The organism is Chitinimonas lacunae (assembly GCF_042650885.1).
Taxonomy (GTDB): domain Bacteria; phylum Pseudomonadota; class Gammaproteobacteria; order Burkholderiales; family Chitinimonadaceae; genus Chitinimonas_A; species Chitinimonas_A lacunae.
This window is the reverse complement of the sequence record NZ_JBHSBU010000002.1, coordinates 25426-38252: the sequence shown is the minus strand read 5'-3', so window position 1 is coordinate 38252 and position 12827 is coordinate 25426. Positions and strand designations below refer to the sequence as shown.

At 64.0% G+C, this 12827-nt stretch carries 9 protein-coding genes; 2 read left to right on the top strand and 7 right to left on the bottom strand.

The features are described 5' to 3' along the window. Positions 1-204: 204 nt before the first annotated feature. On the bottom strand, positions 205-2259 hold the full coding sequence (locus ACFOW7_RS20610; protein WP_378168208.1) for an FHA domain-containing protein: 2055 nt from the start codon (positions 2257-2259) through the stop codon (positions 205-207). A gap of 330 nt (positions 2260-2589) precedes the next feature. On the opposite strand from ACFOW7_RS20610, the gene tssH reads away from it, so the two are divergent. Next, the gene (gene tssH / locus ACFOW7_RS20605) at positions 2590-5355 is read left to right on the top strand and encodes a type VI secretion system ATPase TssH (RefSeq protein ID WP_378168206.1); all 2766 of its coding nucleotides are present in this window, start codon (positions 2590-2592) and stop codon (positions 5353-5355) included. 59 nt (positions 5356-5414) lie between these two features. Here tssH and ACFOW7_RS20600 read toward each other — a convergent pair whose 3' ends face one another. The 3 genes from ACFOW7_RS20600 to ACFOW7_RS20590 all read right to left on the bottom strand — a co-directional run bounded on the left by ACFOW7_RS20600 (position 5415) and on the right by ACFOW7_RS20590 (position 7755). Further along, positions 5415-5891, bottom strand: coding sequence for an RES family NAD+ phosphorylase (locus ACFOW7_RS20600; RefSeq protein ID WP_378168203.1), 477 nt, complete (start codon positions 5889-5891; stop codon positions 5415-5417). Continuing rightward, positions 5888-6364 (bottom strand): antitoxin Xre/MbcA/ParS toxin-binding domain-containing protein, encoded by a 477-nt coding sequence (locus tag ACFOW7_RS20595; protein ID WP_378168201.1) that lies wholly within the window; start codon positions 6362-6364, stop codon positions 5888-5890. The genes ACFOW7_RS20600 and ACFOW7_RS20595 overlap by 4 nt, the downstream gene beginning before the upstream one ends. A gap of 62 nt (positions 6365-6426) precedes the next feature. After that, a complete protein-coding gene (locus ACFOW7_RS20590) occupies positions 6427-7755 on the bottom strand; it encodes a M48 family metalloprotease (RefSeq protein WP_378168199.1) in 1329 nt (442 codons plus the stop codon). Between the two features lie 178 nt (positions 7756-7933). Between ACFOW7_RS20590 and ACFOW7_RS20585 the strand changes: the two genes are divergently transcribed. Beyond that, entirely contained in the window at positions 7934-8662 is a 729-nt protein-coding gene (locus ACFOW7_RS20585; protein WP_378168197.1) for a substrate-binding periplasmic protein, read from the top strand. Between the two features lie 63 nt (positions 8663-8725). Here ACFOW7_RS20585 and ACFOW7_RS20580 read toward each other — a convergent pair whose 3' ends face one another. From ACFOW7_RS20580 to tssF, 3 genes are read right to left on the bottom strand one after another with little or no spacing between them, the layout of a single operon-like run. Beyond that, on the bottom strand, positions 8726-9928 hold the full coding sequence (locus ACFOW7_RS20580; RefSeq protein ID WP_378168195.1) for a hypothetical protein: 1203 nt from the start codon (positions 9926-9928) through the stop codon (positions 8726-8728). Positions 9929-9963: 35 nt separating this feature from the next. Next, a complete protein-coding gene (tssG, locus tag ACFOW7_RS20575) occupies positions 9964-10983 on the bottom strand; it encodes a type VI secretion system baseplate subunit TssG (RefSeq protein WP_378168192.1) in 1020 nt (339 codons plus the stop codon). Next, the gene (tssF, locus tag ACFOW7_RS20570) at positions 10947-12815 is read right to left on the bottom strand and encodes a type VI secretion system baseplate subunit TssF (RefSeq protein ID WP_378168190.1); all 1869 of its coding nucleotides are present in this window, start codon (positions 12813-12815) and stop codon (positions 10947-10949) included. The genes tssG and tssF overlap by 37 nt, the downstream gene beginning before the upstream one ends. Positions 12816-12827: the final 12 nt, after the last annotated feature.

Here is a 12827-nt window from a genome sequence, read left to right as displayed (position 1 = left end):
TGCGTCGCCTGGCCGAAAGAGTGTCCTTGGGCGCAGCGCTCAAGCTTCACCGACTCGTAGGGTGCGTTAGCCGCAAAGCGGCATAACGCACCATTGTTTCGGTCCTCGCTGAGGCTGGTATTGGACCCCGAGACGGCGCACGGCCTGACGCTTGATCCACTTGATCAGCTCAGGGCAGCGTGGACGCCACTGTGAAGTCGATCATTAGAACGGCGACTTCGACGACCCCGAGTCTTTCCCCAATCCAAACAGATCATCGAGCGAATCCTGCTGACCTGTCGCCGGGGCTGGTGCCGGGCTGGCAACAGGAATCGGCGCCGGTGCCGGGCTGGCCGGACGTGGCTGCGCAGCGGCCTGTCCACTGGCCGGAATGATGCTCATCGTGCTGTGAATGCCCGGCGTATGGTCTGCCTGGGTGGTCTGCTGCGGCGGCAGTTGCGGGCTGAGCAGATCGAGTGCGTTGCTGTCGCTCGACAGCGGGTCGCGCGTCAGATCGAACACACCGCCCGGCGCCAGCGGATCGGTACCGCCGCTGCCCAGACCAAACAGATCGTCGATGCTCTCGGTCTTGTGCCGGGTCGGGTCGAGATTGTCGCGGTGGTGCATCGGGTTGAGCAGATTCTCGGTCTCCAGCCCCAAGGGATCGACCCCGAGCCGGTTGCTGGGCGATATCGGCGCTGGTTTGGCGCTGAAAGGGTCTTCCTGCAAGGCGGCCAGCATCGAAGCCGATGGCGGCGGGCTGCTCGAAAGTGGCTTGGGCGCAGCGGCCTCCATCAAGGCGTGATAGGCACTCTGAGGCGGCGGTGGAGGCGGCGAGCGGAAGGCAAAGGTGTCGGCAAAGGGATCGGTGGCCTTGGGCGTCGGCACGGGCGCCGGTTGCGGCGCAGGTGCCGGCGTCTCGACCGGGGGCAGGTCGATGCCGGCCAGCGGGTCGAAGTCAGCCGGCAACGACAAAGGCGGCGGTGGCACAGAAGCGGTGGGCTGCGGTGTGGCAGCGGCCGGGGCGTTGAACAGGCTGAACGGATCGACCTGCGGCGAGCGCTGCGGCGTGTTGTTCGACGCAAACGGATCGGTGGCCTGGGCCGGCAACGGGCTGCGCTCGTGTGAGGTGAACTGGGTCGGACGGTGAGTCCGACTGCCCAGCAGGTCGAAGTCATCGTCGGGCTTGACCGGCGGCAGCGGCGGAGGCGGCGCAGCGGTGGCGGCAAATTCCTCCAGCGAAATGCCGTGGTTGTTGCTGGCCGGCGTGGGAGCAAGCGGGTCAAAGTCGTCCGGCAACCGGATCGGCGCCGGTGTGCTGGTCGCCACTTCTGGCTTGTGCTCGATCGGTTTCTGGGTGCCGAACTGGCCGAAGCTGTCCGTACTGGCAGTCGGCGTGGGCGTGACAAGCAGGTCGAAATCGTCCGGCAGACGACTCGGTGCCGGCGTGCTCGTTGCCGGCTTGGCCAGTGGATCGACCCGATCAGGCGCCGGGGTCAGCTTGAACAGCGCAGTGCTGTCAGGACGCGGTGCCGGCGCACTGCTCGTCGATTGGGCAAGCGGTGGGGCAAACGGATCGAAGTCGGCCGGAAGTCGGCTTGGCGTTGGACTCGGCGCAAACGGGTCGGCTGTGCCGGACGCGGTGGTGGCGGTGCTGGCTGTTTGGGTCGTTGCCGTTGCCAGCGGATCGAAATCGTCTGGGAGGCGACTTGGCGTCGGATTCAGCGCAAACGGGTCGGCCGTGCCGGACGCGGTGGTGGAAGTGCTGGCTGTTTGGGTGGTTGCCGTTGCCAGCGGGTCGAAATCGTCTGGGAGGCGGCTTGGCGTCGGACTCGGCGCAAACGGGTCGGCAGTGCCGGACGCGGCGGTGGCGGTGCTGGCTGTTTGGGGGATTGCTGTTGCCAGCATAGGTTCGGCGACGCTGGCAACCGCAGTGGGCACAAGGTGAGAGGGCGGTGCGGCGGATCGGGAGGCGGCGTGGTCGGTGGCGTGCAGATCGACCTTGAGTACGGCTTCGCCGATCCGCAGTTCATCGCCGTCGTTGAGGTCGGCGCGGCGGCCGTAGCCGAGGGCGCGGCCGTTATGCAGCACGGGCAGCAGATCGCCTAGATCCTTGACCAGCCATTTACCGTTGATCCGCTCGATCGAGGCGTGAACCTGGGAAATATCGGCAAAGCCCTGCAACATCAGATGGTTGGCCGGTGCGCGGCCAATGGTGCCGCCGTCGTCACGGTCGAAAAAGCCTGCCGTAGCCGGTCGGTCGCTCAGGAAGATCTTCATCTTGTCACCTTTGCCGGGATTTTTTGTGCGGCCGAAATTATACCATCGGGAAAAAGTCGGGATTTTGGTGAAAGTTGGCGCTTGAGCTTTGAAAAGTCAGCTTTATTCTGCGCGCCATCTTGGATGATCGATTCGATTTTCCGCCAATTGGGGAAATAAACACCCAAATATTAAAAGTTGCGGAGATGCTAAATATTGCGGATGTCATAGTTTTGACTTAGGCTTTTCCGGCCGTCAAGCCGCCTTGCGGCTGGGATACAGCCCCGCTGCTGAGCCCACCGCAGGTTTTTATCGTGATTGCACGCCCTTCTTTCCGGTATCGATTCCCTTATGTCCGAGATCAGTCGCGCCGCCCTGTTCGGCAAACTCAATCCGCTTCTCTATAAAGCCGTCGAAAGCGCCACGGTATTCGCCAAGCTGCGCGGCCATCCCAAAGTCGAGCTGGCGCATTGGCTCAATCAGGTGGTCAATCTCGACGATTCCGATCTGCATCGGGTAGCGCGCCATTTCGGCATTGATGCCGGTCGGCTGGCGGGCGATCTGACGGGCTTTATCGAACGGCTGCCGAAGAATTCCACCTCGGTCGATCTCTCCATCGATCTGGAAAACGCGGTCGAGCGTGCCTGGGTCTACGCCACCCTCAAATACAGCGACGCCCGGGTCCGTGGTGCCCATCTGCTGTTGGCGATTCTGCGCACCAAATATCTGCGCGACGCCCTGTTCAAGATTTCCAATGAATTCCAGCGCATCGACGACAACGTCCTGGCCAACCAGTTGACCGCCATCGTCGCCAACTCGCCCGAAGACAAAATGGCGCATGCCGAGACCCAGGGCGCGCCCGGTGAGGCCAGCGACGCCATTGCCCCGGCGGCCATGGGCAAGCAGGAAGCGCTGGGCCGCTATTCGGTCGATCTGACCGAGCGCGCCAAAAAGGGCGAACTCGATCCGGTGACGGGCCGGGATGATGAGATCCGTCAGATGATCGACATCCTGATGCGGCGCCGTCAGAACAACCCGATCCTTACCGGTGAGGCCGGCGTCGGCAAGACCGCCGTGGTCGAAGGCATGGCGCTCAGGATCGCGCGTGGCGATGTGCCGCCGCTGTTGAAGGATGTGTCGCTGCGCACGCTTGATATCGGTCTTCTGCAAGCCGGCGCCAGCATGAAGGGTGAATTCGAGAACCGGCTGCGCCAGGTGATCGATGAAGTGCAAGCCTCGCCCAAACCAATCATCCTGTTTATCGACGAGGCCCATACCCTGATCGGTGCAGGTGGCGCGGCCGGCACGGGCGATGCGGCCAACCTGCTCAAGCCGGCCCTGGCGCGCGGTACGCTGCGTACCATCGCCGCCACCACCTGGAGCGAATACAAGCGCCACATCGAAAAGGACCCGGCGCTGACCCGACGCTTCCAGGTGGTCCAGGTACACGAGCCCGACGAAGCCAAGGCGACTGCCATGCTGCGCGGCATCGTCGGCCAGCTCGAAAAACACCACCGCGTCCAGATTCTCGACCAGGCGCTGGCCGCCGCCGTCAAGCTGTCGCATCGCTATATCCCGGCGCGGCAGTTGCCCGATAAGGCGGTCAGCCTGATCGACACGGCCTGCGCCCGTGTAGCGGTCAGCCAGCATGCAATTCCGGCCGATCTGGAAAACGCCCGTCGCCGTGTCGAGGCGCTCGAGACCGAGCGCAATATCCTGCGCCGCGAAGAAGCCATCGGCCACGACCGGGCTGAACGCTGCGCTGCCATCGATGCCGAGCTCGACAAGCTCAACGGCGAAATCGCCACGCTCGATGGGCGCTGGGAACAGGAAAAGGCACTCGCCGACCAGATTCTGGCCCTGCGCGCCGAATTGCGGGCACTGTCTATCGACCCCGATTCAGGCAAGCAGACCGAAGCCGAGGGCAAACCGGCTGAAGCCGCTACCGAGCCGTCCGCTGAAGCTGCCGGGTCCGAAGGCAGCGAGGCCGCCGAGAGTGCAATGAGTGAAGCCGAACGCGCAGCCAAGCGCGAGACGCTGATTGGCGAATTGCGCGGTTTGGAGCACGAACTGGCCGAGTTGCAGGGCGACTCGCCGCTGATTCTGCCATCGGTGGACGAACAGGTCGTCGCTGCCGTGGTGGCCGATTGGACCGGCATCCCGGTCGGTCGGATGGTGAAAAACGAAATCGAAGCGGTGCTGAAACTGTCCAGCACGCTGGCCGAGCGCGTGATCGGTCAGGACCATGGTCTGGAGGCGATTGCCCGCCGCATCCAGACTTCGCGCGCCAAGCTCGACGACCCCAATAAGCCGATCGGCGTGTTTCTGCTGGTCGGTCCGTCGGGCGTCGGCAAGACCGAGACGGCGCTGGCGCTGGCCGAGCTGCTCTATGGCGGCGAGCAGAATCTGATCTCGATCAATATGAGCGAGTTCCAGGAAGCACATACCGTCTCGACCCTCAAAGGCGCCCCGCCCGGCTATGTCGGTTATGGCGAAGGCGGCGTGCTGACCGAGGCGGTGCGGCGCCGGCCCTATAGCGTCGTGTTGCTCGACGAGATCGAGAAGGCCCACCCTGATGTCCATGAAATCTTCTTCCAGGTCTTTGACAAGGGCTGGATGGAAGATGGCGAAGGCCGCTATATCGACTTCAAGAACACGGTGATCCTGCTGACTTCCAACGTCGGCAGCGATCTGGTGATGCATCTGTGCCGCAATCCCGAAGAGACGCCGACGCCGGAAGCCATCTCGCGGGCACTGCGCGATCCGCTGCTCGATGTCTTTCCGGCAGCCCTGCTGGGACGCTTGACCACCGTGCCCTACTACCCGCTCAACGACGCCACGCTGGCCGCCATCATCCGGCTGCAACTGGGTCGCATCGTGCGCCGGCTCGCGGCCAACCACGGCATCACGCTCAGCTACGACGATGCGCTGGTGCAACTGGTGGGCAGCCGCTGTCAGGAAATCGAGAGCGGTGGCCGGATGATCGACGCCATCCTGACCCAGACGGTATTGCCGCGCCTGTCGACCGAAATCCTGACCCGGATGTCGCAAGCCCAGCCGCTCAGCCGGATCACGCTTGGGGTGGACGAGGGCGATATCGCCTATCACTTCGAGTGAGCCGACGGACCCGTCATGCAGAACGCCAGACTTCGGTCTGGCGTTTTTTATGGAGATTGTCAGCCGACGCGGGAATCGTAGGCCCAACGGCGCAGCTTGGTGGCGCTGAGCTGGCGGGCATCGGGGTGGAGCGGGTTGATCAGGATATTCTGTTCGTCGGGTACGATGACCGAAGGGACGAGCAAGATGGCCGAGGCCAGGCTGGCAGCCCAGGCGTCGCCGAAATCGAGGCTGACCTTGCCGACCGGCATGGCATCCCAGCCGACCGGTGCGCTTTCTGCCGTCAGCTTGCGGGCGGCGGCCCAGACCGGGTCGGGAATGTCGATCCTGACCAGATAGCGATTGAGCGGCAGCCCGCTTGCCTTGAGATGGACCAGGGTTTCCAGGCAGGCCAGCGCCACGTTTTCGGCGCAGTAAAGCATGGGAACGCCGGTGCGATTCCAGCGCCCGCCGGTGATCTTGGCGCCGGTGCCGCTGAGGTCATCTGCTGTGTAGTCCGGGGTGTCGGCGGCGATCCGCCACACGGTCCGGCTCATGTATAGGCTCCGCTTTGCATGGTGGCGAGCAGATTGGCCACCAGACGGATGCCTTCCATGGTGTCGAGATAATCGGCCGGCCGCGCGCCACCGAGGGCCGGCAGCGGCTCTTCTATCCAATGGGCCAGCCATTTGGCCGCATCAAAACCGGTTGGATCGCCCGATTGCTCGACCATGGTCTGCACCTGACCGATCAGATTGGACATGCCCACCACCCGTTCGCTGTCTTCCATCGACAGCGCTTCGTCGCGGCTGGCCTTGCGGTTGATCGTGGCGGGCGACAGACGCAGCAGCTTGTACATCCGGTCCTGCGACGCATCCATCATCCGCACCATGGCTTTGAGTTCCACGGCCCGCACGCCGTGCCGGATCAGCTCGACCCGGCGTGTGGCGGTGGAACGGTGGATTTCCCGGAAGTTGATCAGGGAAATCGGCGGTGGCTCGACTACAGAGGTTTTGCTGGCGCGTGGCATGATCTGCTCCTTTGAGCATACAGACTAGCTCTTATGAGCAAACATAACAAGCGCCGTCCGATTTAGGAGGCCTCTTCCTCCTGCTGGCTCAGCAGGGTGATATAGCGCTGCATCATCTGGCTGTCTTCATTGAATTTGCGGCCCCACCAGTTCTGCACCAGCACCCAGTCATAGCTGCTGAGCCGATAGGGCTTGAGCAGCTGCGCCATCGCCTTGGGGTCGGCTGCCAGCTCACCCTGCTGCTGGAGCTGCCGGCTGATCGCCACATATTGCTCAAGTGTGATCGGGGGCGATTCCTTGAGTCGGCCGCCCTTCATGGCCTGGGCCACGTCGGTGCCGTAGCGGGCGTACGGGCCTTGGCTGGCGGCAAGGAAGCGGCCGCTGTAGTGCTCGCTCAGGGCAAAGCTCTGGTCGGCCGCCATCCGCGCGGTAAAGCCTGCCGAGACGCGCTGGTATTTGTCGGCGCTGATTCCGTGCTTGCGGTAGACCGCCGCCGCATTCTGCTGATAGGTCAGTTCATTGGAGATCTTGGCAAAAGCGTCGAGCGTCACACCTTCGATCGGCTCGAGCAGCTTGGCGTCGGGCGTCTTGGCGCCGGGGCCGTGCTGGTGCGACGAGCTGGCCGCCTGCTGTTCGGGCGGCGGCGCTTCAAATAGCCGCGCCTTGTCGACCTTGGCCAGTTGCACTGCAGCGGGGTCGTCGCGGATCAGCTTCTCCAGCCGCTCGATCCGCTCTTCGCTGGTCGGGTGGGTCTGCATCATGCTGAATTGTTCGTTGTCCGATTGGGCCAGCAGGGTGCGATGCATGCGGATCGCCCCCTGCGGGTTGTAGCCAGCGGCCACCAGCCAGGGAATGCCGGCGCTGTCGGCCTCGCGTTCCTGGTCGCGGTTGAATTTGCGGTCGAGCAAGGTGGCGGCAAAACCGCTGGCGCGCGAGCCGAGCCGGCCGCCGCCCAGCTTGTAGTCGATCGCCGCTCCGACCAGGGCGCCCAGCACACCGAGTGCGGTGCTGGTCGATTTGCCCTTGCCGATATGGTCCTTGGCGTGGTGGGCCAGCTCGTGGGCATAGACGGCGGCGATGGCGTCGCGGTCGTCTTCGAAGGTTTCGATCAGGCCGAGGTTGAACACGATGACCTTCTCGCCTTCGAGTTCACTGGCAAAAGCATTGATGTCGTCGTCGTTTTGCAGCAGCAGCCGGGTCTTGATCTGACTGGCCTGTTCAAGCCGGTTCTTGATTTCCAGCAGGCCGTTCAGCATGCGGCGGTTCTTTTCGACCTTGGTCTGCTCGAGCCATTTCTGGGCGTCGATCAGCTCAGGTTCGCCCGCGTGGGCGAAACCGGCGCCGAGAAGGGCGGCAAACAGCACGGTATGGCGTAATACACGGGAAATCATCCACTTATTCCTTGTTTTGCTCAGTTGCGGCGAAAAACGGCATTGTACGCGGCCGCCGATGTCAATGGCATGGCAACAATCCCGCAGTGGGTCAGCCGGGCAGGGTGGAGGCTAAGCAGCTACAAACTGTAATAGCGCCACGTGGCGCGATCACCGGCTCGCAGGGAGAAAGGCTGCAATGAAACCGTCGTGGTTGAGCATCTTATGGCTGTGCGCCGTTGCCGCGCAGGCTGACAGCGTCACGCTGGGGGTGGAGGACGATTGGGCACCCTATGCCGCCAAGGTGGGCAATGAGGCCCATGGTTTTGCGGTCGATCTGGTGCGGGCGGCCTATGAGGCGGTCGGGGTCGAGGTCAGTCTGGTGGCCTTGCCCTATGCCCGCTGTATGGCCGAGGCTCGGGTCGGCAAGCTGGTCGGCTGCTTTGATGCAGCGCGCAACAGTCTGCTCGAAGAGCGCTATTTCTGGCATCGCCAGCCCTTGTTCCGGGCGCGGGTCCAGATCTATGCGCCTAGCCATTCGCGCGACAGCGATCTGACCCTGCGCCAGCTCGAAGGCCGGGTGGTGGGCGTCACCAATGGCTATGAATATGGCGAGGAGTTCGAACGCAATCCGCGCATCCTGCGCAGCGTCTCCAACCGCGATGAACACAGCTTTCGCAAGCTGCTGGCACGGCGGGTCGACTATGTGATCGCCTACGAAAAAGTGGCCGAGTATCTGATGGCCGAAAACGCCGCCGATTTCCGCGGCCGTTTCAAGCCGGTCGGGGTGGTCACCGAGGCGGGGCTGTATATCGCCTTCTCGAAGAAGCACCCCGATGCGCCGCACTATCTGGAGAAATTCAACCGTGGCCTCGATGCCATCATGCGTAACGGCAAATATCGACAGATTGAGGCTTCATGGAAGTAAATTTTCCTTTTCAAACAAAAACGGCTGCTTGTCTGGCAGCCATTTTTCCCGAATTTTTCTGTTTCAGTCCTTGTCCTGTAGCGGCAACGGCAGGCCCGCCGGGAAGCGGTTATCGAGGTAGTCGCCGTTGACCACGCAGCCGGCTTCCTTGGCATTGGGGTCGGCATTGATGGCGCTGCCCAGGGTATGGGCCCGGTTGGGGTCGAGCTGGCTGCTCGAGACCAGACGCGCCACCTGGCGGCCGTCGTCGTTGTCGGCATAGGCGACCGTGAGCCGTTCGGTGGGCGGCAGCTCGATATAGAGCCGACGGCGCCGGCCGGCATCGATCGGCACACTTTGCGCCTTGGGCGGCACGGTGGCGCTGCCGGCCAGCAGGCGGGTCTGGCCGGTGAACGGGTCGATGGCCCAGCCGATCACGCTGCGGTCAACCTTTTGCTGCACGGTCGGGTTGGCGCCGAGCGCCGCGCTGGCGAACCAGAGCTGCAAATGGTCGCCGCTGGCCGGGTTGGCACCCGGCCGCACCCAGATATCGTCGCCGATCTCGACCACCAGTCCCTGGCTGCCCAGCCGCAGTAGCTTGAGCTGGGCGCTGTTTGGCCGGGTCGGCTTGCCTTGCAGCACAAAGCCGCGTCGGCCGCCGGCATCGACGGTCAGGGCGCAGGTGCCAAGCAGATGGCGGCGCCAGTTATAGCCCTTGATATCGCGCAGCGCCGGGATCAGCAAGGCATCGGCATTGCCGCCGGCGGTCTTGGGCAGGCGGGTCTGCTGGCGGCCTTGCAGCGCGCGCTGGTCCCATTCGGTGCCTTCTTCGACTGCATTGACGCCAAATGGCCGGGTATTGCGCTCGATGGTGGCGAGCAGCCGCAGTTCGGGCAGCGAAAGCGTTTCGGTGCGGGTCCAGCGCTCGTTGTCGCGCTGGCCGCTATGGCTCAGGGTCAGCCGATGGGCCTTGACCACGGCACTGAAGGCGTCGCCGCGATAGCACACGGTCTTGAGCCACTGGGCAGGCTTGCCGGCCTGGATCAGCGCGAGCCGGGTCACGGTCTCGGGCGCGGCGCCGACCGGCTGCTCGCAACCCTTGAACTGGTCGCTGCGCGGGAATTGGACCTGCACCAGCCGTGCAGCCGAGCGGCCCTTGCCGCTCCAGAGGGTTTTGCTGCGGCATTCGGCGGCGCCGCTGCACAGCGGATCGGCGGCCGGGGCGGCGGACACGGCGGCGCCTGCAAGCGTAAGCGTCAAAGGCAGCAGGAAACGATGGCGCGGCATGGCGGCACTCCTTGTCATTCGCGGTGGAAAGGAAATCAGGCCGTTTCCGGCTCCAGGACCATATCGTCGGCATCGCGCTGACGCGGCTCACGGCCGATCCAGCCGGTACGGCCAAGCTGGGCGCCGCCCAACTGGCACGGCGGCACGGCTTCCTTCTTGAGGATCAGTTGTACATCCCAGGTAAATTCATAACCCAGGTAGTTGCGCACCCAGTCACGCAACTGGGTCACGCTGGGGCTGCCGGGCAGAAAGCGCTGGTATTCATGGAAATCCAGCGGCCCTAACACGATGCGGAAACTGCTTTGCCGATCGGGCACCCGTGACCCGGCCAGCGTGCCCACGCCAAGCTGGGCGGCCGAATTGCGCGCGCCCAGTGATGTGCGCTGCTCGGCGGGCACGGTCAGCCAGCGGAAATGGAACTGCTCGACGCTGACCGGGACCCGGAAATAATTGAACAGTAGCTGGCGCAGCCCGTCGGCGTTGCGCACCTGACGGCTCAATAGGCCGGCATGGAACAGCTTGGTGACATCGGGCACCGCATCGCGGCCAAGCAGGGTCTTGAAGCCATAGCCGCACAGGCCGCCGACAAAGCGGGCAAAGCGGTCATCGTCGGGCCGGTCGTGGCTGACCGTGGGCTGGGCGTCGGCCCAGGCACGGTAGAACAGCAACAGCATCCGGTGATGGAACACATCGGCAAACCGAGCGAGCGTCTCGTCGCGGTTATTGTGCAGCCGGTCCCAGGCGTATTCCGACAGATGGATCGGCATGGCGCCCGCCGGGCCGAACAGGCCAAACGAGCGCACTTCGAGCCGGGGCGGGGTACGGTCCTGCCATACCAGCCGGGCCAGTTCGGCCGGGGCGAAATCGAGCGCCGGCATCTGGCCCAGCCGGACCGGCTCGGCACTGGGTCGGCTGGCCCGGCCAAGCCGGGGCATTTCGGGATGCAGACACTCGATCTGACGCAGCACCGCAAACAACTGATGGCGGTAAGGGGCTTCCTCTACCGCCTGCCACAGCGCTAGCACACCGGGCGAGTACCGATCCGCACCGGCCATCGTTTCAGTTCTCCACGGTTGCGCGAGACCAGCGTGGTCTCGGTAAACGAATTCATTGAAGCATGCCGCGCGAAGAAGCGTTCGAGCACCATGCCAAGCAGGAACGGGGTGGTGCCGGCGAAATAGTCGTCGTCGATGCCGATACGGATCGCCAGGCCCCGGCCGAACAGGATCGGTCCATTGCCGGGCAGCCGTCGGGTCACCGGTTCGACATTGAGCGCATTGATGCCATCGACCTGACGCAGCAAGGCCGGGTCGCCGCGCAGGGCGTAGAGCTTGAGCAGCTCGCGCAGGGCGCGCACCGCGCCGTCGTCCTTGAGTTCGGCCAGCGACAGGTAGTTGAGCGACAGATGGCTGATCAGCCGCCAGGCAATTTCGCCGCCCATCAGGGCCGAAATGGGCGCCGACGGCCCGCGCAGGCAGGCCACATTATCGACCGGGGCCGATTCGCGCAGCGCAAAGTCGCCATGGCCATGGATCTGCAACAGCTGGCTCAGATCGCGGTTGGTGGCGAGCACCGTGCCGCCCAATTGCTTCAGGGTCTGCTGGTAGGGCGCCCGTTTGGGGTCGACCAGCGAGACGAACACCTCGCTGCCCAGATAGGCCGAGCGATGCCCGGTACGGCGGCGGTTCTCGGCCAGGATGCGCTGCTCGCGCCGCACGGTGAAATAGGCTTCGGCCCGCTCGGGCAGGCTGGTGTCGTAGCCGGCATAGAAGGGGTGAAAGCGCACTTCTTCGTGCTGCGAATGGGTATAGCCCTCGAGCGACAGGACCTGGAAGACCTCGTAGTCGAGCGGGCGGCGCTTTTCCGGCACCAGATGGTGCTCGATGCGCGGCTCGTTGAGTTCGATCCGGTCGATCCGCTTCTCGAACAGATTGATCGCCGGCGTGCAGTAGAGCGCCAGGCTGTTGCGGTCGATCAGGGGCGCCAGCACATCGTCGTTGCGCTCAAGCAGTATCACCACCTCGACGCAGTTACCGTCGACCTGGCGCAGCGCCTGGCCCAGTCCCTTCAGATTGAAGAACAGGAAGCGCTGCGGAAAGGCGAAGTATTCATGGAGCAGCCGGTAGCCGCCGAACGAACGGTTCGGGTAGGGCAGGACCGCTTCGGCATCGTCGAAACCGACCGGCGCGACATGGCTGGCCGGCCGCACCGGCACCGGCCGGTCGGGCCGCTCGGCGTCGACCACCGCCACGCCGCAGCTATGACCGAGCACCAGTTCGGCCAGCCGGTAGGCGGTTTCTTCGGAGCCGCTGAAGCAGATCGGCAGCTCATCGATATAGAGTTGCTTGAAATTTGCGTTTTGTCTCAGACGCAGCTTGATGCGTAGCGCACCTGTGGCATTTTCGTTTCCAGTACGCAGCAGATGGAGATCGGCCAGATGCGGCTGGTAGCGCACCGACTCGATATCGAGTGGCCAGAGCGTCAGCGGATGGGCAGTCAGGAATTCGCATTCCGACTGTTCGCCCGTGGGTACCCGGGTGCGCAGGCGCGAGCCGCGCGGAATCGCATAGCCCTCGCTCAGATTGGCCGCAGCGGCCGGCTCGAAGCGGGCGATGGCCATGGCCGGGGTCGGCGCGCCATAGTGCGGGTAGACCAGATCGAGCAGATGGAGCGAGAACTCGGGGTACTCGGCCTCCTGCTTCATCTGCACCCGCGCAGCCAGAAAGGCGAAGCCTTCGAGCAGCCGTTCGACATAAGGGTCTTCGACCTCGATCCCGCCCATGCCGAGCCGGCGGGCAATCTTGGGAAAAGCACGGGAGAACTCCGCCCCGGTCTCGCGGACGTGGCGGAGTTCCTGGTTATACAGTTCGAGAAAACGCGGATTCATCGACGCGGTAGC

Bases quoted from the DNA above. Each gene is read 5' to 3' on its own strand.
- ACFOW7_RS20595 (WP_378168201.1), bottom strand. From the start codon at position 6,364: ATGCCACGCGCCAGCAAAACCTCTGTAGTCGAGCCACCGCCGATTTCC.
- ACFOW7_RS20585 (WP_378168197.1), top strand. From the start codon at position 7,934: ATGAAACCGTCGTGGTTGAGCATCTTATGGCTGTGCGCCGTTGCCGCG.
- ACFOW7_RS20580 (WP_378168195.1), bottom strand. From the start codon at position 9,928: ATGCCGCGCCATCGTTTCCTGCTGCCTTTGACGCTTACGCTTGCAGGC.
- tssH (WP_378168206.1), top strand. From the start codon at position 2,590: ATGTCCGAGATCAGTCGCGCCGCCCTGTTCGGCAAACTCAATCCGCTT.
- tssF (WP_378168190.1), bottom strand. From the start codon at position 12,815: ATGAATCCGCGTTTTCTCGAACTGTATAACCAGGAACTCCGCCACGTC.
- tssG (WP_378168192.1), bottom strand. From the start codon at position 10,983: ATGGCCGGTGCGGATCGGTACTCGCCCGGTGTGCTAGCGCTGTGGCAG.
- ACFOW7_RS20610 (WP_378168208.1), bottom strand. From the start codon at position 2,259: ATGAAGATCTTCCTGAGCGACCGACCGGCTACGGCAGGCTTTTTCGAC.
- ACFOW7_RS20590 (WP_378168199.1), bottom strand. From the start codon at position 7,755: ATGATTTCCCGTGTATTACGCCATACCGTGCTGTTTGCCGCCCTTCTC.
- ACFOW7_RS20600 (WP_378168203.1), bottom strand. From the start codon at position 5,891: ATGAGCCGGACCGTGTGGCGGATCGCCGCCGACACCCCGGACTACACA.